Source organism: Lysinibacillus sp. FSL P4-0201, from assembly GCF_038593425.1.
Classification (GTDB): domain Bacteria; phylum Bacillota; class Bacilli; order Bacillales_A; family Planococcaceae; genus Lysinibacillus; species Lysinibacillus capsici.
Genome location: NZ_CP151995.1, coordinates 2,757,548 through 2,780,525, shown reverse-complemented (window position 1 = coordinate 2,780,525; position 22,978 = coordinate 2,757,548). Strand labels below are relative to the sequence as shown.

Annotated in this window: 24 protein-coding genes; 16 read left to right on the top strand and 8 right to left on the bottom strand. The window is 38.6% G+C overall.

Annotated elements, in window-relative coordinates:
* Positions 1-7: 7 nt before the first annotated feature.
* The gene (locus MKY76_RS14020; RefSeq protein ID WP_328024966.1) at positions 8-787 is read right to left on the bottom strand and encodes a hypothetical protein; all 780 of its coding nucleotides are present in this window, start codon (positions 785-787) and stop codon (positions 8-10) included.
* 1,007 nt (positions 788-1,794) lie between these two features.
* Between MKY76_RS14020 and MKY76_RS14015 the strand changes: the two genes are divergently transcribed.
* The 8 genes from MKY76_RS14015 to MKY76_RS13980 all read left to right on the top strand — a co-directional run bounded on the left by MKY76_RS14015 (position 1,795) and on the right by MKY76_RS13980 (position 9,625).
* Positions 1,795-2,499, top strand: a complete 705-nt coding sequence (locus MKY76_RS14015) for a YjjG family noncanonical pyrimidine nucleotidase (RefSeq protein WP_103118355.1) — start codon at positions 1,795-1,797, stop codon at positions 2,497-2,499.
* 161 nt (positions 2,500-2,660) lie between these two features.
* Positions 2,661-4,268 (top strand): nickel ABC transporter substrate-binding protein, encoded by a 1,608-nt coding sequence (nikA, locus tag MKY76_RS14010; RefSeq protein ID WP_342556765.1) that lies wholly within the window; start codon positions 2,661-2,663, stop codon positions 4,266-4,268.
* 5 nt (positions 4,269-4,273) lie between these two features.
* Complete coding sequence (locus MKY76_RS14005) at positions 4,274-5,215, top strand: ABC transporter permease (RefSeq protein WP_048392409.1); 942 nt, start codon at positions 4,274-4,276, stop codon at positions 5,213-5,215.
* Positions 5,215-6,018 (top strand): ABC transporter permease subunit, encoded by an 804-nt coding sequence (locus tag MKY76_RS14000; RefSeq protein ID WP_342556764.1) that lies wholly within the window; start codon positions 5,215-5,217, stop codon positions 6,016-6,018. The genes MKY76_RS14005 and MKY76_RS14000 overlap by 1 nt, the downstream gene beginning before the upstream one ends.
* A gap of 17 nt (positions 6,019-6,035) precedes the next feature.
* Entirely contained in the window at positions 6,036-6,908 is an 873-nt protein-coding gene (locus tag MKY76_RS13995) for an ABC transporter ATP-binding protein (protein WP_342556763.1), read from the top strand.
* Positions 6,902-7,714, top strand: a complete 813-nt coding sequence (locus MKY76_RS13990) for a dipeptide/oligopeptide/nickel ABC transporter ATP-binding protein (protein WP_281216276.1) — start codon at positions 6,902-6,904, stop codon at positions 7,712-7,714. The genes MKY76_RS13995 and MKY76_RS13990 overlap by 7 nt, the downstream gene beginning before the upstream one ends.
* Entirely contained in the window at positions 7,711-8,907 is a 1,197-nt protein-coding gene (locus tag MKY76_RS13985; protein ID WP_112118409.1) for an MFS transporter, read from the top strand. Before MKY76_RS13990 ends, MKY76_RS13985 begins: the two co-directional genes overlap by 4 nt.
* A gap of 82 nt (positions 8,908-8,989) precedes the next feature.
* Positions 8,990-9,625 carry a 50S ribosomal protein L25/general stress protein Ctc gene (locus MKY76_RS13980; protein ID WP_281216278.1) on the top strand — a complete coding sequence of 212 codons (636 nt, stop codon included), beginning with the start codon at positions 8,990-8,992 and terminating at the stop codon, positions 9,623-9,625.
* A 48-nt stretch (positions 9,626-9,673) separates the two neighbouring features.
* On the opposite strand, the gene MKY76_RS13975 is transcribed toward MKY76_RS13980, so the two are convergent.
* The 3 genes from MKY76_RS13975 to MKY76_RS13965 form a co-directional block, all read right to left on the bottom strand.
* Entirely contained in the window at positions 9,674-10,279 is a 606-nt protein-coding gene (locus tag MKY76_RS13975; RefSeq protein WP_281216279.1) for a DUF2812 domain-containing protein, read from the bottom strand.
* Positions 10,266-10,553: a helix-turn-helix transcriptional regulator gene (locus MKY76_RS13970; protein WP_054550495.1), complete on the bottom strand. Its 288-nt coding sequence runs from the start codon at positions 10,551-10,553 to the stop codon at positions 10,266-10,268. The genes MKY76_RS13975 and MKY76_RS13970 overlap by 14 nt, the downstream gene beginning before the upstream one ends.
* A gap of 143 nt (positions 10,554-10,696) precedes the next feature.
* Positions 10,697-11,323: a YitT family protein gene (locus MKY76_RS13965; RefSeq protein WP_004230690.1), complete on the bottom strand. Its 627-nt coding sequence runs from the start codon at positions 11,321-11,323 to the stop codon at positions 10,697-10,699.
* Positions 11,324-11,486: 163 nt separating this feature from the next.
* On the opposite strand from MKY76_RS13965, the gene MKY76_RS13960 reads away from it, so the two are divergent.
* Together MKY76_RS13960 and ade are read left to right on the top strand one after the other, a co-directional pair.
* Positions 11,487-11,909: a pyridoxamine 5'-phosphate oxidase family protein gene (locus tag MKY76_RS13960; protein WP_048392416.1), complete on the top strand. Its 423-nt coding sequence runs from the start codon at positions 11,487-11,489 to the stop codon at positions 11,907-11,909.
* 95 nt (positions 11,910-12,004) lie between these two features.
* Positions 12,005-13,750, top strand: a complete 1,746-nt coding sequence (ade, locus tag MKY76_RS13955; RefSeq protein WP_342556762.1) for an adenine deaminase — start codon at positions 12,005-12,007, stop codon at positions 13,748-13,750.
* Positions 13,751-13,923: 173 nt separating this feature from the next.
* Here the strand turns inward: ade and MKY76_RS13950 are convergent, their stop codons facing one another.
* The gene (locus MKY76_RS13950) at positions 13,924-14,718 is read right to left on the bottom strand and encodes an SDR family oxidoreductase (protein WP_342556761.1); all 795 of its coding nucleotides are present in this window, start codon (positions 14,716-14,718) and stop codon (positions 13,924-13,926) included.
* Positions 14,719-14,825: 107 nt separating this feature from the next.
* Positions 14,826-15,836 (bottom strand): AraC family transcriptional regulator ligand-binding domain-containing protein, encoded by a 1,011-nt coding sequence (locus MKY76_RS13945; protein WP_342556760.1) that lies wholly within the window; start codon positions 15,834-15,836, stop codon positions 14,826-14,828.
* Between the two features lie 561 nt (positions 15,837-16,397).
* Between MKY76_RS13945 and MKY76_RS13940 the strand changes: the two genes are divergently transcribed.
* Positions 16,398-16,937: a flavodoxin family protein gene (locus MKY76_RS13940; protein ID WP_342556759.1), complete on the top strand. Its 540-nt coding sequence runs from the start codon at positions 16,398-16,400 to the stop codon at positions 16,935-16,937.
* Positions 16,938-17,212: 275 nt separating this feature from the next.
* Entirely contained in the window at positions 17,213-18,100 is an 888-nt protein-coding gene (locus tag MKY76_RS13935; protein WP_342556758.1) for a LysR family transcriptional regulator, read from the top strand.
* 36 nt (positions 18,101-18,136) lie between these two features.
* Here MKY76_RS13935 and MKY76_RS13930 read toward each other — a convergent pair whose 3' ends face one another.
* Positions 18,137-19,165, bottom strand: coding sequence for an S-layer homology domain-containing protein (locus MKY76_RS13930; RefSeq protein WP_036077306.1), 1,029 nt, complete (start codon positions 19,163-19,165; stop codon positions 18,137-18,139).
* A gap of 126 nt (positions 19,166-19,291) precedes the next feature.
* Positions 19,292-20,029, bottom strand: a complete 738-nt coding sequence (locus tag MKY76_RS13925; RefSeq protein ID WP_016991666.1) for an SDR family NAD(P)-dependent oxidoreductase — start codon at positions 20,027-20,029, stop codon at positions 19,292-19,294.
* A 160-nt stretch (positions 20,030-20,189) separates the two neighbouring features.
* On the opposite strand from MKY76_RS13925, the gene MKY76_RS13920 reads away from it, so the two are divergent.
* From MKY76_RS13920 to MKY76_RS13905, 4 genes are all read left to right on the top strand, one after another.
* Positions 20,190-20,798 (top strand): TetR/AcrR family transcriptional regulator, encoded by a 609-nt coding sequence (locus tag MKY76_RS13920; protein ID WP_016991665.1) that lies wholly within the window; start codon positions 20,190-20,192, stop codon positions 20,796-20,798.
* 200 nt (positions 20,799-20,998) lie between these two features.
* Entirely contained in the window at positions 20,999-21,160 is a 162-nt protein-coding gene (locus MKY76_RS13915; protein ID WP_167334366.1) for a hypothetical protein, read from the top strand.
* 154 nt (positions 21,161-21,314) lie between these two features.
* Entirely contained in the window at positions 21,315-22,229 is a 915-nt protein-coding gene (locus MKY76_RS13910; protein WP_342556757.1) for a zinc ABC transporter substrate-binding protein, read from the top strand.
* 9 nt (positions 22,230-22,238) lie between these two features.
* Positions 22,239-22,967, top strand: coding sequence for a metal ABC transporter ATP-binding protein (locus tag MKY76_RS13905; RefSeq protein WP_036077297.1), 729 nt, complete (start codon positions 22,239-22,241; stop codon positions 22,965-22,967).
* Positions 22,968-22,978: the final 11 nt, after the last annotated feature.

Below are 22,978 nucleotides of genomic sequence, written 5' to 3'. Positions count from 1 at the left end.
AACCTCCTTAATATGGCTTTGTATTAAAATACCAATCACCAGTACCTCTTAATTGTTCATTCATACTAAAACCTGCAACGGAAGCAATTACTCTAACGTTATCGTTTCTAATTGCATGGTATTTTGTTCCATATCCTGTATCAACTAGACCCTTAGTTCTGTACTGATCATATGTGATTTTCCCAGAAAATGTCTTAGATACTATAAGTGTGGCGAACCCTACAGCCCCAGCCCAATTTCCTATTACTGATGCAATTTGTTTTTTAGTAATTGCAGCTCCGATAATTCCTCCAATTGCAATAACACCACCAATTACTGTCACAATATCAGATACATCTGTGACCATTTTATCGAAATTGATTTTTGCAGTTGACATATAGACAGGTGTATAATCATCTGCTTTATAAGCACTAAATATAGGTTGGGAATCATCATTGACTTTAGTAGGGTCAACAAACTCTTCAAAAGATAATTCCACTTTTTCTCCGTCCATTATAGCAAAAGAATCACCTTCATTATATTCAAATGTATGAATTTTGTTACCAGTTGTAGTAGTTAACAACATTTTATCACCATTATATTCAATGTTAAAATCTGTTTCACCTTCATCATAAACTAATGTGAATGTTTGGCCAGATTCGGTAAAATTTAAGTTCTCTATATTAGAAAACTCATTCTCATTAGAAGCTGCAAACGTATTTTGTGTACCAGCCAATGATAATGGACCAGCTAAAAGCAATGCTGCGACTATGTTACCTGTAAGTATTTTTTTTGTGTTTTTTTTCATTTCGTCCACCCCTATAGTTTTTATAATTCATAAAATGTTACAAAATTAGAATATATACACTTTAAATGACATGACATTTCGGGATAAATAAAGGATATATATTCCAATGTTATTTTATACATATATTGGTTAATTTGTAAATATTTTGTTTTGTATTATTGTAAATTACCTAAGTCAAAAAATCAAAACGTTATTTTACCTAAAATGTTTTTTCGATATCTATCCTAAGTTTTTATTTCTACTCACATTAAAGAACTTAATCAACTTTCATATTCTGTGTTGAACAGTTAATTTTGCGCTTCATCGATTGCTATCTTAGGTTATGTATTTTTATTTGTTAGATTATGAAGGGATGTACTTACAGTAACAGTATGCTGTAGTTAAATTTCAAGTCACAAAATTTAAAAATGAAAAAACAGAATTAATCTATATGATTTGTAGAATAAATCAACCTTTTTATTTTTACAGCAACAAGCTATTTGTTTTTTATTTATAGATTCACTTTATTTATAAAAAGGTTGAAGTTAGAGATTTTTAAGATAAGTGAGAAAAAACTAAACTGACTGATATTCTGTTTAATAAAATTAAATGAATTAAAATTTAAAAAAATTTATTAGAGAGTAAAACGGCGAATTTATGAATTTAGTTCAGGAGGATTATAATTGATTCTTACGGATAATCAAAATGAGCTAAGGAGAAATTAATTTGTAAAGTCGCTATACCATTAGTGAAATGCTAGAGTTTTAAAGCATTGACGAATTTTTTGCTCTCATATTCAACGATAATTTCAAATATGAAATTGCAGAACGAGCTATTTTAGGGCTAGTCGAACATTTTTTTCAATATAGAAAAAGTTCCCTAGTTTCAATGGACGGATAAGCATGTGTATAAAGCGCATACATGTTCTAATATTCTGTCATAGGACATTTTACTGTTATTTTTCATAAAAAACGTTATCATGATATAGAGTAAATGGTCACAATGCATCGAAGAAAGTGGGAATGAATATGACGAAATATGAGATATTATTGTTTGACGTAGATGATACATTACTAGATTTTGATTTAGCTGAAAATGCAGCACTTGACCGCATGTTCAGAGAGGAAAAGATAGCCACTACGCCCGAGATGATTGCGCGCTACAAAGAAATTAATGAATCGATGTGGCGAGCTTTTGAGCGCGGGGAAATGACAAAAAATACACTACATAATACAAGATTTGCGATTGCATTAAAGGAATTTGGGATGGAGGTCGATGGCGTCTACTTTGAATCGCTATTCCAAAAATACTTACAGGAAGCACATCATTATGTAGAGGGAGCTTATGAAGTCATCGCTCAACTAGCCAATCACTATCATTTGTATGTCGTATCAAATGGCGTAACGTTGACACAAAATAAACGACTAGTGGATGCCGATTTAGCACAATATTTTAAAGGCATCTTTATCTCCGAGCAAACGGGCTATCAAAAACCAATGCCGGCCTTTTTTGATTATGTATTTGAGCGGATTGAGCATTTTGATAAAGCTAAAACGCTTATAATCGGCGATTCTTTGACATCAGACATTAAAGGCGGATTGCTGTCAGGCATTGATACATGCTGGTTTAACATCCGCAATGTTGAAAATACGAGTGATATTGAACCACATTATGAAATTAAAAAATTGCATGAGTTACATGAGCTATTGCATACAAAAATAGCACTATATTAAGACAGAAGGCACTTCCTTTGTTCCATGGACAGAGGAGGTGTTTTTTTATGTCTTTAAGATTTATTTTTGAATATCTACTTTACAAAAAGTCATGAATCATTTAAAATTCGATTTTGAATGATAATAGTAATCATTACTATTTAAGTGAAGGAGAAAGTATATTGAAAAAAATAATGAGTTTACTAGTTCTATTGATTGTGAGTGGAAGTATGCTTGTGGCCTGCGGAAATTCAGATGACAAGACAAAAAAAGACAAGGCAAAAGGTGAAAATGAACATGTTTTAACCATTTCTTGGCCAAAGGATATTGGAGAAGTAAATCCACACCTGTATGCGCCAAATGAAATGTTTGCTCAGGCCATGTTATACGATTCGCTTGTACGCTATGGAAATGATGGGCAAATAGAGCCAGGATTAGCAACAGCATGGGAAATGTCTCAAGACGGTAAGAGCTACATATTTACATTACGAGACAATGTCTTGTATTCAGACGGCTCTCAGCTTACGGCTGACAATGTTAAACGTAATATCGAAACAGTAGTACAGAATATTGCACCGCATAGTTGGCTAGAAGTGGTGGCAGTCATTGATCGGGTAGAAGTCTTAGATAAACTGAAATTACAGATTCATTTAAAAGAGCCTTACTATCCATTTTTACAGGAATTAACGTTGATTCGTCCATTACGTATGTTAGGGGATAGTGGCTTCCCAGCAAGTGGGACAACCAAAGAAGGCATTGAAAAAGCGGTTGGAACAGGTCCTTGGATTTTAACTGATTACAAGCAAGACAATTTTGCTGAGTTTTCACGTAATGAGCATTATTGGGGAGAGAAACCTAAGCTAGAAAAGGTCATCGTCAAAATTATTCCTGATTCACAAGCACGGATGATGGCACTTGAAAAAGGAGATATTGATTTAATTTTCGGAAGTGGTCAATTAGCACCTGAGGAACTCCGAGCTTTGGAGAAAAATCCGCAATATCAAACGCTAATTTCTGAACCTTCCTCTACTAGAATACTATCTTTCAATTCAGACTATGGCGTGACGCAAGATAAAGATGTCAGACTTGCTTTGCAGTATGCTTTTGATCGACAAACAATTATTGAACATGTATTAAATGGCATTGAACAAGAGGCCAAGTCTTTATTTGCTCCAGGATTTCCGTATAGTGATATTCCATTTGAGTCTTACAGCTATGATTTAGAAAAAGCCCAGCAACTATTGGATAAAGCAGGCTGGATCTTTGAAGAAGGGGCTCCGTTTCGATCCAAAGACGGTCAAGCACTGACCATCACAATTCCATATAACAGTAATGACCAAGTGCATAAATCTATATTTGAATATTTACAGGGCGCATGGCGTGAATTAGGCGTAGATGTCAAATTGATTGGAGAAGAAGATCAACTTTTCCGAACGCGAAGTAAAACAGGTGAGTTCAATGTCATTATGAATGATACGTGGGGGGCACCTTATGATCCCCATATGTATTTACGAATGATGACGGGGGAAAAGCAAATTGGCTATTATGCGTTAAAAGGCACAGCACATTCAGAACAATTAGCAGCAAATATTGCGAAAGTGATTCGCTCAACTGATGAATCAGAGAGACAGAGCCTGTATGAAGCCATTTTACAAACCATTCATGAAGAGGCGATTTTCATGCCATTATCTTATCGGACAAATTATTTGGTGGCCAATCAACGTCTAGCCAATTTATCGTTTTCTATGCAGCAATTTGAAGTGCCGCTGAATCAATATGAGGTGAAGTAGTCAAAATGGTGCCATTTTTTGTTAAACGGATAGCAAGTATGTTACTGGCATTGTTTGGTATAACCATCATCGCCTTTGGATTAATTCGCTTTATTCCTGTTGATCCTGTTGAAGCTTATTTTACAATCAATCAAATTCCTGCTACTGAAGAGGCCATGACAAGTATGCGTGAAGAAATGGGTCTAGATCAACCTTTGTGGATGCAATATATTGCTTGGCTCAGCCATGCATTGCAATTAGATTTTGGAACATCCTTTGTATCGAAAAAGGCTGTGGCAACAGAACTTTTTCCACGCTTTGAGACGACATTTCTTTTAGCGGTAACAGCATTAGTCATAATTATTGTCAGTAGCTTGGCTATTGGTATTTGGTCTGCAAGAAAAAACGGTGGATGGCTGGATTGGTTTACACGTACCACGATCTTTACAATCGCATCCATGCCCAGTTTTTGGCTGGCCTTTCTCTTCATTTACACCGTGGCTTTGAAATGGGGTGTACTACCTCTCATGGGGTGGGGAAGTTTTGCTCATGTCATTTTACCATCGATAACACTGGCTTTAGGATTTATCCCTTATTACATTAGGCTCATCCGCTCAAGCATGAGAGAAGAAATGAAGAAACCGCATGTTCTATTTGCCCGTGCTAGAGGTGTAAAAGAAACGGTTATTTTGCGTACACATATTTTCAAAGGCATTTTACCACAACTTATCACATCCCTTGCCATGACCTGTGGAGGCTTATTAGGGGGGGCAGCGATTATTGAGAATGTTTTTGCCATTTCTGGCGTAGGGCACTTTATTGTGGAGGCTATGTTAGCAAGAGACTACGCTGTACTACAAGCTTTTATCGTCATCATTGGGGGATTATATATCACCGTCAATTTTATAGCAGATATACTTTGTGCAGTTATTGATCCACGTGTCAGGCTGAAAGGAGGCGCTCTTTAATGAAAAAGCATCTGTCACTTATCATCAGTAGCTTGCTTGTACTTGTGCTAGTTGTGATGGCTCTATTTGCTCCTTGGTTAGCGCCTCATGATCCTTATACAACAGATATAGCCAATAAATTACAGGGATTTTCTATGCATTACCCCTTAGGTACAGATCACCTAGGGCGCTGTGTGCTATCTCGTTTATTGTATGGTACACGTACCTCTCTGCTGCTAGCCTCTGGCGTACTATTCATTACCTTAATCATTAGCATCATCGTAGGGTGTCTGGCAGGGTACATCGGTGGGCTGGTTGATCTAGTATTAATGCGTATTTGTGATGTTCTTCTCTCCATTCCTGATTTTATTTTTGCCCTTGTCGTTGTAGGTGCGTTAGGTGGTGGCATTAAAAATATGTTTGTGGCAATTAGTTTTGTGTCGTGGGTAGGTTTTGCGCGTATTATTCGCAATATGGTGCGTTCTTTAAAAGAAAGTACCTATGTACAATATGCACGGCTGACAGGTGTACCGAAACGAAAAATTATTAGGAGGCATATATTGCCGTTTGTCTTTCCACAAATATTTTTGTTAAAACTAATCGGGTTTGGCTCCACAATACTTTTAATTTCGGAGCTGTCGTTTTTAGGGCTAGGTGTTACGGCACCGATGGCAGAATGGGGCATGATGATTAATGATAGTAAAACCTATTTAATGAGTGAACCAACGCTTATGTTTATACCAGGTATCATGATCTCATTAACCGTTCTTATTTTTAATTGGTTTGGGGATGCCCTTCGTACGGCTATGGACGCCAAAGTATAAGAAGAAGAGGTGACAATATGTTAGAGATAAGGGATTTGTCAATTACGCTTCAAACAGCACGGGGACCTAAAAAAGTTGTGCAGCATGTTGATTTCCAGATTCCAACAGGTACAACGCTTGGTATTGTCGGGGAAAGCGGTAGCGGTAAAACGATGCTATGTTATGCCATCTTGCAACTGTTTCGGGAGTCCCGACACTATGGGGGAGACATTTTATTGGAAGGGCGTTCCTTACTGGGAATGGATGAACAGCAGTTGCGAGGCCTTCGGGGCAATGACGTAGCATGTATATTGCAGAATCCTATGGCTATGTTTAATCCTATTATAACAATAGGAGACCATATGATTGAAACAGTACAGGCACACCGATCGCTCAGTAAAAAACAAGCATTGCACATAGCAACTGAGCAACTTGCTTTTTTTCAATTGACCGATTCAAGACTGTTAAAAAAATATCCTCACGAGTTAAGCGGAGGCATGCTTCAACGTGTCATGATTGCCATGGCTATGAGTCTTCGTCCAAAGCTTTTGCTTGCAGATGAGCCAACAACAGCCCTTGATACGATGACACAGCTCAAGGTTTTAGAGGAATTGTCTCATTGTCAGCAACAATATCAGACAACGATGCTGATTGTGTCACATGATCTTGGCGTCATTGCCCGAATGGCAGATCAAATTGTTGTTATGCGAAGAGGGAAAATCATGGAATATGGTCCAGCCGAACGGCTATTACAAAACCCTGTTCATTCCTATACCAAAGCATTAGTCGCAGCGAAAAGGAAGGATGATCAACTTGAAAAACTTGTGGATAGCTGGTCAGGTGATACAAACGGAATTCTATATGAACTAGACACGAACTATTGGGTAAGACAGGAGGAAAACCGATGTTAGAAATCCAACAAGTATCTAAAACCTATCGAAAAAAGAGATTGTTTGGGGAACATGAAACAATAGAAGCTGTGAAAAATATGTCATTCACCTTGAAGCAAGGGGGTTGCTTAGCCATTGTCGGAGAGAGCGGTAGTGGCAAAACCACACTAGGAAAGCTGATAATAGGTATGGAAAAGCCAGATAGCGGTACCATTCACTTCGATCATATTAATCTAGCAACTACATCTAAAGAAGAGAAGAAGCTATTACAAAAAAATATTCAAATCGTTTTTCAAGATTGCCATAGTGCTGTGAATCCGAAAATGAAGATTCAAGACATCATTGCAGAGCCAATGAATTGTCATTTACAGTTGACAAAACAACAGCAGCTAGAAAAAATAAAGGAGCTTTTAGTACAGGTGGGACTATCTGAGAGAGATGCTCAAAAATACCCTCATCAATTAAGTGGTGGTCAGTTACAGCGAGTGACCATCGCAAGGGCGATAGCAACAGAGCCTAAGCTCATCATCTTAGATGAATCCATTAATAGCTTAGATATATTGGTACAAATCAGTATCCTAAAACTCCTGAAACAATTGCAACAGGAGAGAGGCTTCAGTTATTTATTTATTACTCACGATTTACACGCAGTTAGTTTGTTTGCAGATGAAGTAGCTGTTGTAGACCAGGGTGAAGTGGTGGAGTTTCTTCAGGAAGTGTCTCGTATTCCATTTATGACACACCCGACCAGCCAACGCCTATTAGCCTCTAGATTACCTATAAATCGTCAAAAAGTTTCTTCGTTGCAAGGGGAGAAAGTCTCATGAAACTTCAGCCTTTATCCCTTCGCATGATGCAATTATATGGGCTTGCGATTATTTTTTTTACCGCCAATGCCGTGTTGACAGTTATTTTTCCATTAGAAGCAGCGGATGGGGGGTACTTGGAGGGTGAAATTGGAGTCATGATGGCCATGTATATGCTTGTTTGTATGCTATTAAGACCTTTTGCTGGCCAAATGGTCGCCAAGCATAGTCCTTATACGATTATGCAATGGCTGTTAGTAGGCCATGCACTTGCACTGCTTATCTATGTCATATTTGGTATTGATAGTGTTTTTTTAGTACGAGTCCTACAGGGTATCATCACCGCTTTCTTTTCTATGGCGATGCAGCTAGGTATTACAGTTGTCTTACACGACCATGATCGGGGGCAAGGCATGTCGATGTATTCCTTATCCAGTGTTGTACCTGGTTTATATGGACCTGCAGTAGCGCTACTCTTGTGGACGCAATTGGATAGACAGGATTTATTAATCTTTGTGGTTATGTTGGCTCTTCTGCCACTACTGTTTTTTATTGGTTCCCCTTTACCAAAAGCAAAGGAAGACACAGAAGTTGTGACAACAAGAGAGCTGATAGCCGCCATGAAGGGGGTAAAACAACACAAGGGGCTAGTCATATCAGCAATCGTTATGGTTCTTGGTGCTGCTATTTTTGGCGCCATCACCACCTTTTTACCATTGTTTATGCTGACCGAGGGAGTGGGGAATCCAGCTGTTTATTTAACGTTACAGGCATTGGTCGTGGTGGGTAGTCGCTTTGTATTGCGACGCTCTATTCCTTCAGATGGACAATGGCATCCGAAATTTATTGCATGTGTGCTTTTCAGCTCCATATTGGGCACAACGTTGCTTGCTGTTTTACCTGAAATAGGATCTTTTGTCTATATTTCCGCTGTTTTCAATGGCCTTGCCTCAGCGATGCTATATCCGACAATTACTACATATATGTCGTTTGTTGTACCACAAGAATCGAGAAATGTTTTGCTAGGTTTATTTTTAGCTACCTATGATTTAGGCTTTGGGTTGGGTGGGTTTTTGATGGGCTTTATTGTGCAATTTACATCCTATATGGTCATGTTTATGGTTTGTACGGTTTTAGCGATTATCGCACTCTGTGTTGTATTGCGTAACGGTAATCCCGAGAGGCAAATTACCACTACCATACTGACCAAATAATCGCGTGCTTGCTATGTATAAAATACAATAGAAAAGGCAAAACCTTTTATGAGACTAGTTTCCATGAAAGGGGAAATATTCGATGAATATGGTTTTAACTGCCAGTAAACGTCAAAAGGGACAACAATCTTCTTTAACACAGCTTCGACAAAATGGGGGCATTCCAGGTGTGGTTTACGGCTTTCAAATGGAATCAACGGCAATTATGTTAGATGCGAGAGCCTTTTCAAAAATGTTAGCTACACACGGTACGAAAAGTGTTTTCCAATTAGATGTTGAAGGAAAACGCATTAATGCAGTTTTAACAGAGGTACAACGTTGTGCATTAAAAGGGAATGTTAAGCATGTGGATTTTAAATCCATCAATATGTCAGAGGAGCTAGAAGTGGATATTCCAGTGACTGTAATTGGGGATGCAGTTGGAGTTGCTGATGGCGGATTCCTGCTCCAGCCTAATCGTGAAGTGCGTATTAAAGTGAAGCCAACTGACATTCCAGAAACCATTGAAATAGATGTTACAAATGTTGCAATTGGGACTTCTCTATACGTCGGAGATATTCGTCAACAGTTCTCGTTTGAAATTTTACAAGAGGATGACTACACACTTGTGACGATTACACCACCGGCTGCTGAAAACGTACAGGAAGATGATACAGTGGACGATACACCAGAAGTGATGGAAGCAACAGGACAAAATACTGCTGAACCAGAAGCATAAAGGAAAGAGGAGCCTCCTTACACTACGTAAGGGGCTCCTTGTTATTTGCTATAAAAATTGCTGTATGGATTTACGATAACGATAATAGAGTGTGATGTAAATACAACAAGTTGCTAAAAATAGCCATGGTGGAAGAAAGCGCATGATGGCAAAGGGTGTTTCTAATAAAAAAGCAAAAAGGAAGGCAGAACCTTCTTTATCCCATAAACCTGGGGTATAATATGCGCTTTTTATACTGAAAAAGGGAGCGACGTCATCGTTGCCATTAAAAATCATTAAGAAGATAAGTGAGAGTATTGCCCAATTGCTTGCATGTTTCATTAAACGTTTATATTTCGCAATGTGGGAATCATGATCTGAAAATAATTCATCATTACCATCTTTACTTTTTGTCCAATAAAAAGTGCCATCATATGATTTTTCTTTTACTATACGCCAGCCAAAATCCTCATGTAATTGCTTATAGGTAGCTTTCTTTTCTTTGCGAAGCTCCTGCTGACAATCAATCCGAATAACTTGTTCAAGATTTTCAGTAGGCTGAAATGTATAAATACCTGCTGAGTTTATGTGAGAGCATAGCCAACCCTTGGCTAACATTTCGTTTAACCAACGCTCTTCCTTTTCGATATCAAAAAAGATTTTAAACTTTATCATGTTCGCCAGCTCCCTCGTATAAAGATAAAATGCGCTGCAATCTTTGTTGCTCTGCCGCTAATATTTCTAGACCCTCTTCTGTGGTTTGATAAACCTTGCGTCTTGTATCCTGGGTCTCAACAGGCGCGATCCAATGATATTTTAATAAATTTTCAATGGCTCCATACATAGTGCCGGCAGCAATCCTTACACTACCTGCGCTCATTTCCTCGATTTTTTGCATCATGGCATAGCCATGTAGCGGTTCACGTAAGGCAAGTAGAATATAATGCATGGTTTCGGATAAAGGTAATAATTTATGTTTTTTCACATCTTCACCTCAAATATACAGTTGGACTATATAGTTTGATTATATATAGTTGAACTGTATATTTCAACTCTAAAAAAGACAATGCAAAAATGCATTGTCTTTAAAGTTTAGACAACAGCGCTTTTCACGCCTGTCCATCGCATAAATAATTTTTCGTTATAGGATAAGGCAAATTGTACGATTGGTCCAAGTCCAAATGCCATAAATACCGTACCGATGCCTATAGGACCGCCAAGTAGGAAGCCAATGATTGCAACTGTTACTTCCATTGTTGTACGAGAGCGAGTCACACTCCAGCCAAGCTTATGAACCATCATCAGCATGAGAGTATCACGCGGTCCAATACCTAAATTTGCTACCATATACATTCCACAGCCCCAGCCTAGTAACACTAACCCTGTAAGGTAAGAAATAAGTTGCATCCAAAAACCATCAATATCAGGTAACCAATAGTTGAAAATATCAATAAAAATGCCTGCCAAAAACATATCGATAAACGTTCCAGGTAAAGGGAACTTTTTCGTAATCAGCATATCAAACGCTAAAATAGCAAGTCCCAAAATAATGGACCATGAACCGATTGATAGGCCTACTGTTTTTGTTAAGCCAATATGTAGTACATCCCATGAGCCCACTCCAAAGAGTTGGCCTTTAATTGTTAATGTGATACCAAAAGAAAGTACGATAATGCCTGTTATGAAAAACAAACAGCGCGTAAAAAAAGCTTGTTTCATTTTTAACCCTCATTCATTCGAAAATTCCTGTTGTCCATCCAGTTATTATAACAATAGATTTTCAATATGCCCGAAGATTGTCATTTCACATTTTTCAAAAAAAGACCGTTTAGCTTTCTTCGGAGAGGGCAAAATAGATATATAGATGAAAGGATGGGATATTATGACTTCTGTACGTGATGAAATTCTAGAAGTGTTAAATCGAGAAAAGATTGGCACAATGGCGACTGTAGAAAATGGCAAACCTTACTCACGATACATGACATTCCAGCATGAAGATTTTGTATTGTATACAGTGACGAATAAGCATTCAGAAAAAATGGAAGAGCTGCGCAAAAACCCATATACCCATATTTTATATGGCTACGAAAATGGTGGCTTTGGTGATACGTATGTGGAAATAGAAGGCAAGCTTACGGAAGTACATGAAGAAGGGATAAAAAATAAACTAGCCGAATTTTTTACAAGTATCTTTATTGGCAATCAGGATGAAATGGTGACATTAAAGATTGAGCCTATTCGTATGCGCTTGATGAATAAAAAAGGGCAACCACCTAAAGAGCTAGAATTTTCGAACGACCATTGATCAATGGTCGTTTTTTACTGATGTAGCGATAAATAGTTGCAATGGCTAGCATCTTTTTGGCATGATAGTTCTTAAAAGAAAAAGGAGTATAGATTATGTCGAGAAAATTACAGCAGCTAACACAAAATGTATTATCATCTCAAGGAAAATTAGAGGCAGATTTTATACTGAGAAATGCGCAAATTGCGGATGTTTTTTCGTTAACATGGCAAAAAGCAGATATCGTCGTGAAGAATGGTATGATTGTGGCTCTAGATCGCACTAATAAGTTTCACGCTAAACAGGAAGAGGATGCGGCAGGTGGCTATGTCATTCCTGGTTTAATTGATGGTCATATACATATTGAGTCTTCTATGTTGACACCAGGGGAATTTAGTCGCGTTTTACTTCCTCATGGGATTACAACGGTAATGACAGATCCTCATGAGATCGCCAATGTCGCAGGAGCAGAAGGCATTCAATTTATGCTCGATGATGCACAAAAGGCAGATATGGATATTTTTGTGATGCTGCCATCAAGTGTGCCAGGTACACAGTTTGAAAATGCAGGCGCTACACTAACAGCTAAGGATTTGGCACCATTTCTACAACATGAACAGGTTCGTGGATTAGCTGAGGTGATGGATTTCCCAGCGGTATTAAATGGGCAAGAGGACATGCTTCAGAAAATTTTATTATCGCAGGAAGCAAATTTAGTCATTGATGGGCATTGTGCAGGCTTACAAAGCGAACAAATTACAGGCTATCGAGCTGCGGGTATTCACACAGATCATGAATGTGTAACGGCTGAGGAAGCGATTGACCGTGTAGAGCAAGGGATGTATGTGCTAATCCGAGAGGGCTCAGCCGCGAAAAACTTACGTGACTTATTGCCAGCTGTCCAGTCACATAATGCTCGTCGCTTTGGTTTTTGTACAGATGATAAATATGTGGATGAGTTAATCGACGAAGGCAGCATCAATTATGATATCGCCATGGCAATAGCTGAAGGGATGCAACCATTGCAAGCAATCCAGTTAGCAACCGTTAACACCGCAGAATGCTATCGTTTATTAGATCGAGGTGTACTTGCACCAGGCTATAAGGCAGATTTTGTGTTAGTAGAGAATTTGTCAACAATGCAGGCAAAGGCCGTATGGAAAAATGGGCAGAAAGTGGCTGAAAATGGTAAAATGCTGACAAATCGTCAAGAGCCAGTTGTGCCTGCTCATATCCATCAATCTGTCCATTTACCAACCATTACAAAGGATAGGCTACAACTAGCATTCACAAAGGGTACAAAGGCGAATGTAATGGAGATTGTGCCGAATCAGCTAATTACCAATCATGTAATAATGGATGTACCTGTAAAGGATGGTTTTTTCGTCCCTTCTGTAGAACAAGATCTACTGAAACTAGCCGTCATCGAACGTCATCATCAGCTACACACGACAGGTTTAGGAATTGTTAAAGGCTTTGGCTTACAAAAAGGAGCAGTAGCTACAACAGTAGCTCATGATTCCCATAATGCCCTTGTTGTAGGAACAAATGATGAGGATATGGTCCTGGCGCTTACACGCATTCAGGAAATCCAAGGGGGCTTTGTGATAGTTGCGGGTGGCCAAATTCTAGCGGAGATGCCATTAACCATTGGTGGCTTGATGACAGATGTACCAGCTCAACAGGCAAAGGAGCAGCTAGCAGGCTTGCACAGGGCATTAAAGACGCTTAATCCAACATTAGATTTCCATTTTCTACTAACGTTTTCTTTTGTGGCATTACCAGTTATTCCTGCTTTAAAGCTAACAGATACAGGATTATTTGATGTGACAACCTTCCAGCATATCTCAGTAGAAGCATAGACGGTAGAACGACCTAATTGCGGTAAGCGATTAGGTCGTTTATTATCATTCTGTATACCGTAATTAGGTAAATCTTTTTATGTCGTGGAAATATATTTTCCAAGAGGCTACTTCTGCTCCTTCATCGAGCAATATGCAGCCATGCGATTTATCATGATGGGACGAGGATAATGTTAGAAAATTGTCGGTACCATACCACCATCCATACGAATCGGTGATCCTTTAAATGCAGATGCAAATGGACTACATACAAATGTAGTTATTCTTCCTATTTCGATTGGTTTGATAAATCTTTGTATTTCTGATTGAGGTAGGTTTGTCATCATAAATTCTTTCTCTTTCTCAGAAAAACTCATGTCTTGATTAGGAAACATACCATCAATTATTTGATACACATTCTCAGAGAGTGTTGGTCCTGGCAAGATTGTATTAATTGTAACCTCTTTTCCTATTGTTAATTTAGAGAGGCTTTTTGACAAGGATAATAGCATCGTTTTTGTCATGCAATATTGAGGCATTTGTCCCGAGGGCATAATTGCTTCTTCACTGGCAATAAAAATAATGCGACCAAAATCATTTTCCAACATTTTTGGTAAGTAAAATTTAGATAATCCATTTGCCGCAAGAACATTAGTACGGAAGTATTTTTCCCAAGTATCATCATCAACATCTTCATATGGCATAATTTCATAGATACCCATATTGTTAATTAAAATGTCAATATACGGATATTTTTCAAATAAAGCTTCTCTTTGATGTATATCAGCAATATTGGCTGTAGCATTTTGTGGAAAAGTAGATGGATAAGCTAATTTAATTTCATTTACAGTGCGTTGTACCTCTTCATCATTTCGCCCATTTATTAGTACGTTCACACCTTCTTTGGCTAGTTCGATAGCGATTGCTTTACCTATACCTCTTGTAGATCCGGTCACTAAAGCTGTTTTATTGTTCAATCCTATATCCATATTACATTGCTCCTCTATCTATTTTGATTTTCTGGATGTAAAAATAAAAACGCCAACTTTTTTGAAAGTCTGACTATTGGTCTTGTGTTTCAAAATTTTATATTTATCTAATTTGTTCCTACATGTTTAGAACGCCAATTTGAAGGCGTATCACCTTCCCATAGGTGGAAGGCACGGTAAAATGAGTTTTGATCTTCGTATCCAATCAAGAAGGCGACATCTTTAATATCAAGCGAGGGGTCTGCTAGATACTCGCGGGCCTGATCCTGTCGAACTTGTGTTAACAAAAACTTAAAGCTCGTGCATTCGTTAGTAAGCCTGCGCTGCAAGGTACGGTCGCTCATTCCTAGCTCGCTCGCGACTGTCTGTATGTCAGGGCGTCCTCCTGCTAAGCTACGTTTTATTATCCATTTAACCATCTCAGTGATGGAGCTGCTATGTTGGTGCACATTCAACGATTGATCCAGAAGAGGGGTCAACATTTCCAGCAACTCCAAGTTATATGAGGCAAAGTGACGATCCAGATCCTCGCGGTGTATCGTCAACCGGTTACACTTTGCACCAATTTGGATACTGCAACCGAAATAATCTTCAAGCGTCTGTACATCGCCCATTGCATGTGAAAATTCAACAAACTTTGCTGCGATCGGTTGACCTGTCCCCCGACGTCCAAGCTCAAGAAGAAATGCAAGTGTGATACCAATAAGCATAGGAGGACCAGGTTGCTCAGTATACGACCATTCTAGTTCGATTGTACATTCCTCACCCTCCTCAGTGATACGCAAGCTTTCAGGCGGACACAGTTGTTTGTACCGTGCCATTCTCTTTAAGGCATCACGATAATCACGTGCATGGTAGGCTACTAGGACAGTAGGGGGGTAATGATTTGGTTCAAAGCTAGTCGCTAGTTTGATGATTCCTTTAGCAGTGTCGTCAATGATATCGGAATAAGCCTGCCAAATCGAAAAATATTGAGTTATAGAGACGACAGGTTCATTAATGATTGTAATAGGTAGTCGTGCTTTTCGAACCACGTCTTGCGGGGCTATCCCTACTTGACGTAACCCTTCCCAAAATCCCAATGGCATTTTAATGCGATTAGAGGTCTGTAACATCATTAATTTGAGGCTCCTTCATCATGAATATTTATTGTTCATATCGTAAATTTTGTCCTGCTTTGTTTGAACGGAACAGTTTATATAGTATCTTTTCAATCACGCCTTGTAACTAGCAAACAGTGACTACTAACTTGCAATGTACGACAAATTCTTAGAAAACAAGAATAGTAGGCATCATTTTACGTCAAATAATTAAACAATTTTAATGCTTGGATCAATAAAGCAACTATTGCTTCCCTTAACTTTAGCACATCTTTATCACGCGCATTGGCAGTATTCTTTTTTCTCTCTTACAAGAGATATTTTGATTTTCCTCAAGATAATTAATACAGAATAGGGGATAGAGGCCACATTTTTAGCCACGCCCAGCCTATCTCAATACAGCCAAAAAAATGGCTTTATACATTTTGCCAAAGGAAGGCAAAACAGCAATCTCCTTTAAAATCACTTTTTTCGATTGATTTTATCGAAATAATCATCTTTATCGAATTGTAAATACATAATAAGATATAGGTATCCGGGAACAATAGTAAAAACTTCAAGGAAGCGGGGATCATCTAAATGTCAATAGCAGTTATTTACGGTGGCAATCGTCCGAATGGGAATGTAGAGACTTTAACAAAATTAGCCACTCAAGGCCTAATGATTGAAGAAATTTATCTAAAGGATTGTGTCATTCAGCCAATAATCGATAAGCGTCATGCTGAGGAAGGATTCTCAGATGTCAGCGATGATTATAATGCCGTCATTGACCGTATTCTTCCGCATCATATTCTTATTTTTTCTACGCCTATTTATTGGTATAGTATGACAGGAGCGATGAAGAACTTTATAGATCGATGGTCACAAACCTTAAGAGACCCGAATTATCCTGATTTTAAAGCATTAATGTCTTCTAAAAAAGCATATGTTATTGCAGTTGGTGGAGATGAGCCTTATATAAAGGGGTTACCAATGATTCAGCAATTTCAACATATTTTTGATTTTGTTGGGATAACCTTTGAGGGGTATATTCTAGGAGAAGGAAACAAGCCAGGCGATATCGCTCAAGATCTCAAAGCGTTGTCTGCAGCTGACCATCTTAGAAAAAAATTGCAATAGGTGCTGGTATAGAAAAGAACGAGCCAACTATCAGACGACCTTATTGGCTGTTAGATTATATTTACTATTTTTATAGCAGTATACACAGAAACGTATTTGGATGAAAGAAGTCTCCAAATTCGTTTCTTTTTATATGATAAAAGGTTTAAATGCCAGTCACTACATTTGGCAGCCCTTTCTTTCAGTTACAAACTAGTGTATATTGGATTTTATTATCGAAAAGGATGAATGTTTAAAAATAAACTATCGAAGAAATAGATAAAGGGGTTCAAGTGATGGATATTAAGCAGCTTCAAACGTTTTTTACAGCAGCTGAAACATTAAGCTTTACACAGACAGCCCAACTTCTTGACTACGCTCAATCGAGTATTACAGCTCAAATCAAAACTTTAGAACAAGAGTTGGGTGTTCAACTTTTTGAGCGGCTTGGCAAGCGCATTATTCTCACGGAAGAGGGCAAGCGTCTACAGCATTATGCAAAAAAAATGCTTGAGCTAGACCGTGAAATGAAAAAAGCTATATCCAACGAGCAGGAGCAAGTCCTATTGAAGATAGGGGCACAGGAAAGTCAGTGTGTCTATCGATTGCCCAGCATTTTACAGCAATTTCAACAGGTTCACCCCCATGTGAAAATCATTTTTAAGCCAGTGCATACAACGGACATTGCTAAAAAGCTATTACAGGCAGGGGATCTAGATGTTGCCTTTATTACAGATACCTACCAGGAAACATCGATGTTACAGCGACAGCGATTGATTGAAGAGCAGCTTATTTTTGTCAGTGCACCTATCGAAAGAAGGGAGCCGCTATCCGCTCAACAGCTAGCACATGAAACGATGCTGTTAACTGAAACAGGGTGTTCTTATCGTAATCATTTAGAAGCATTGCTTCAGCTAGAAGGGGTTCGGCCTTTACAAATGATTGAATTTGCCAGTATTGAAGCGATCAAACAATGTATAATTGCAGGCCTAGGTATGACATTTTTACCTAAAATGGTCGTAGAAAAAGAACTGACATTGGGACATGTAACAGAGATACCGTCCACATTAAAGCTAGCTCCTATTTATACAGATATTGCTTGGCATAAAGATAAGCATTTGCAACCATGCCTCCTCGATTTTATTGCTATTGCCAAGCAGAAGTATCAAACGCTGGGGAATTAAAAAAAGGAGCCTGAATGAATCAGACTCTGTTAAAAATTATTGCTGCTTGAGGGTACCCGAAAAATTGGTGCCTTCATTACGTTCAGCACGACAATCAATCTCGGACACCTTTAGGGCATTATTGGATAAACGTTCAAATTCAACGACACAGCGATTGCCGTTTGAGGACTTATTCATTAAGGCTTTTGAGCTGCTTGTTATCGTGGCTGTTCCGTTGACATTACCTGAAGCTGTCCCATCATTTGCTGTTAAAGCAATAGAGAAGCTGTTACTTGTAGCGTTCGAAATGACGGCATCGCGGCGGTTAAAATCGTTTGCACCTTTACCCCATTTGTAATAATACGTATAGACACCTTCCCAAGCACTTTTACCAGGTGTTGCTTGTTGCAAAGATTTATCGAGCTGACTTTGGGCATTTTTAGCTCTTGTCATTAATGAAACATTGTTGGCATTCTCGTGTATGGCTTGTGCATCCGCTGAAATTTCATAATAATTTCGCTCGTCCATACGATAAAGCATCGTGACAACTTGCGCACGGGTCATGTTGTTTGTCACGCCATAAAACTTTTGTAAATTACGATCTTCATACTGTGGATTTAGCCCAGAAGAAATATAGGTATCAAGTAAAAACTGAATAGATTGATCTAATCCCTTCTTACCGCTAGCTAAATGAGCAATAGCCTGTGCCACTACACCGCGCTTCACAGTAGCCGCTCGAATTCGGTTGTCGAAATAGCCATTTAAAGGCACCCCGTAGCTTGCGAGCTGGTTATAGAATTCATCCGACCAGTTTGCCGAAGGCGTTTGCTTTTTTAATTCGTCGATGGGCGTTTCGAGCTCATAAAAATTGGCTAATAGTTTTGCTAATTGCTGTTCAGTAATAGTAGCATTCGGTTTAAATGTACCGTCTGTAAAGCCATTAACAATATCATATTCTTCTGCCCATAAAATAGCCTCATAGGCATAATGATCCTCTGATACATCCCGAAAGCCAGCAGCTTGTACATTGCCTGCACTAGCGATAATCAGAATAGAAAATAATAATGTACCAATTAATTTTTTCATTCGTCGTCTTCATCCTTTCTTGCTCGCTTTAGTAATAGTTTGCAGGAAATGGATAAAAACTGCAAATTTTTCTAGTGAAAAAAATAATCGCTGCCCTTTGTCGGGAAGCGATTATTTTAAACGTCATTATTGGGCTGTGTAGCCACCATCTACTGTTAATGTGTTCCCTGTCATAAACGTTGAATCGTCACAAGCCATAAATAAAACAGCTTTTGCCATTTCCTCTGGTTGTCCTAGTCGTTGCATAGGTGTGATCTGACGTAATGGTTCCTTACTTTCTTCTGGAATAATCGGTGTATCAATAAAGCCTGGACATAGGGCATTAACACGAATACCTCGCGTAGCAAATTCCAATGCTAATGAACGTGTTAAATTAATCACACCCCCTTTTGCTGCATTATAAGCAGCTGATCCTGGCGAGCCAACCCAACCATACATCGAAGCTGTATTAACGATTGTACCACCATTCGCTTTTAGCATTTCTTTGATGGCAGCCTGCGCCATTAAAAATACACCATCTAAGTCTACATTTACAGTTTGACGCCATTCCGCATAAGGAAGCTCCTCAGTTGGCGTAACACGACCAATTCCTGCATTATTAAAAAGGACATCGACTTTGCCAAATGCCTCAATCGTTGTTTGATAAATAGCAGCTACTTCCTGTTCATCCGTTACGTTTGCTTTGATGAACATGGCTTCTGCGCCTGTTGCCTGTAGTTCGGCTGCAAATGCTTGGCCTTTTTCCTCGTTTAGGTCCACAAGCACCACTTTTGCTCCCTCTGCTACAAATAATTGAGCGGTTGCAGCACCGATACCAGAAGCACCACCTGTAATAATTGCGACTTTATCTTGTAATTTCCCCATACATGACACTCCCTTAAACAATCATTTTTCTTGCACACTGTGTAAATCACGGTGTACTTTTATTGTAAAACGCCTGAAAACGGAAACAATCATTAATGTCGTAGTAAATATCTAACTAGTAGACATATGTCCCTGAAATGTCTAAAAGGGGGAAGTAAAATTGCCAAAATGGACACAAAGACAAGAAAGAACCCGCCGTCATTTTTTTGAGGCGTTTGTCGATTTAATGAAACAACATGGTTTTCAAGCCATTACAGTGAAGGATATTGTAGAACGAGCCGGCTATAACCGAAGTACCTTTTATGTGCATTTTCGAGATAAATTTGAGCTGGCAGAGAATTTACTAGAACAGATGCTGAATGGTCTGGAAGTAGCAGTAGGTGAACCCTACCTATATGGGGAAAAGGTATATACGACAAAATTGAAGGCACCATCCTTTAATATTATTCATTACATTTATAAGCATCGTTTGTTTTTCGAGCTGCTGAATGTGGAAGATACGATTCCTGGGTTACATACTCGTATGCCCTTAACGATTACAAAAATTTATCAAGAGCAATTTAAATTTGAGACGATCAATCAGCAGCCTGTCAATATGAACATGTTCAAGCATTATACTTCCTACGGCTTTTATGGATTGATGATGCAATGGATTGCAAGCGGCTATGAAAAATCAGAAGAAGCTTTAATCAAGGATATTATTGAATTAACGAAAACACATATTTATGCCTTTGAATTTATAGGAAAACCGTTAGAAAAAGAAGAATGAACGTTTATTCACATAAATCTATGTATTAAAAAATCTCTAATGTTAGCATTGGGGATTTTTTGTTTGGGCCAAACTAATTTTTACATAAGAAAAAAATTTTTTTAAAAGAAATTTTCATAAAGTAGTTGAATTTTCTTTGTATTAAGCATATATTTTTCCTAAGGGAAACAAAATATCTGTGGAGAAAGAAGAGTGCGTGAATGAAAGATTTAGGTGATTTCAAGCTGACGATTCTTCCAATGGTCATTTTAATTATTTTAGCAATCGTATGGAAACTGACCGATTCAGTAGGCGCAGGGATGATGTTAATACTTTTCTGGATGAGCTGGCGCCAGCTTATCAGGAAAATGAATATAAATTAAGGCATTGTATGAAAAAAAGCTGTGAGATAAGCGTTCAATACCATTAGAGGGCGGGCATGACAAACAATATACGGCTTGTCCGCCGATTGGTTACGTTGTTGTTTAGCACTTTTTTCAAACAATTGTTTAAAAATGAGAAAGTCGAGGTAGGAAAATGAAACAATGGTTAGGCGTGATGGTATTATCACTCTCATTTCTATTATTTGGCTGTTCAGCAGAAACAGAGGGTGAAAAAGAAGGCATTGTGGTCGCAACCACAGGACAAATTGCAGATGCGATTAAAGTAATCAGTGGCGATCATTTACAGGTATCGGCATTGATGGGTCCAGGTGTAGATCCCCATCTCTACAAGGCGACTCAAAGTGATTTATCGAAATTGGATAAAGCAGAAGTCATTTTTTATAATGGCTTACATTTAGAAGGACAAATGCTCGATATTTTTGAACAAATGGCGAAGGATAAAACGGTCCTGGCAGTGGGCGAGACATTAGATGAAAAGCAACTGCTTGCCAGTGATACGGATGCCATGCTCCATGATCCACATATTTGGTTTGATATTGAGCTTTGGCAAGGTGTTGTCAAGGCAATCAGTACGCAGCTTCAGGAAGAATACCCTGAATTTAAAACAGATTTTCAAACAAATGAAGCAGCGTACTTGAAAAAGCTAGATGATTTACAAAGCTACGCAGAAAAGCGTGTGAATGAAATACCACAGCAACAAAGAATATTAGTAACGGCTCATGATGCATTCAATTACTTTGGCAGAAGTCAGGGATTTGAAGTACGTGGCTTACAAGGACTGAGTACGGATTCAGAGTATGGTGTGAAAGATGTTCAAGAGATGGTTGATTTCTTAGTAGAAAATAAGATTAAGGCTCTTTTTATAGAATCCAGTGTGTCCGATAAGGCGATGAAAGCTGTCATTGAAGGGGCTAAGGAAAAAGGCCACGACATTGTCATCGGTGGGGAATTATTCTCCGATGCTATGGGAGCTGAAGGAACAACAGAAGGTACGTATATAGGTATGTATCAACATAACATCGACACGATCGTCGATGCATTAAAGTAGGTGAAGAAAATGTATGCATTAACAGTGGAAAATCTATCAGTGGCGTATGATAAAAAAACAGTATTGGAAAATGCCTGTGTAACAGTGCCTACAGGTCATCTAGCTGCCATTATTGGCCCAAATGGTGCAGGGAAATCCACATTCTTAAAGGCCATTTTAAATCAGCTTCCCAATAAAGTAGGAAAGGTAGAAATTTTAGGGAAGATGTTTGAGCCAAAGAGTTTGGTCGTAGGCTATGTGCCACAGCGTAATGCGGTGGATTGGGATTTCCCAACAAATGCGTTGGATGTGGTGCTCATGGGGCGTTATGGCCATTCAGGTTTATTTAAAAGACCGTCTAAGCAGGATAAAATTGTTGCTCGACAAGCTTTAGCAAGTGTTGGGATGCAGGATTTTGCAGAGCGTTCCATCGGGCAACTTTCAGGAGGCCAGCAACAGCGTGTATTCCTGGCTAGAGCACTTGCACAAAATGCAGATATATATTTTTTAGATGAACCATTTGCAGGAGTAGATGCTGCGACAGAAAAAACGATTATTGATATCTTAAAGGATTTAAAGGCACAGGGGAAAAGTATTTTTGTTGTGCATCACGATCTTCAAACTGTCAAAGAATACTTTGACTATACGATTCTATTAAACAAAACGATTTTAGCATCAGGCGCAACAGAAGATGTTTTTACACCAGAGCAATTACAAAAAACATATGGTGGTAAACTTTTCATGATGCAGCATGTGTAAGGAGGGACATA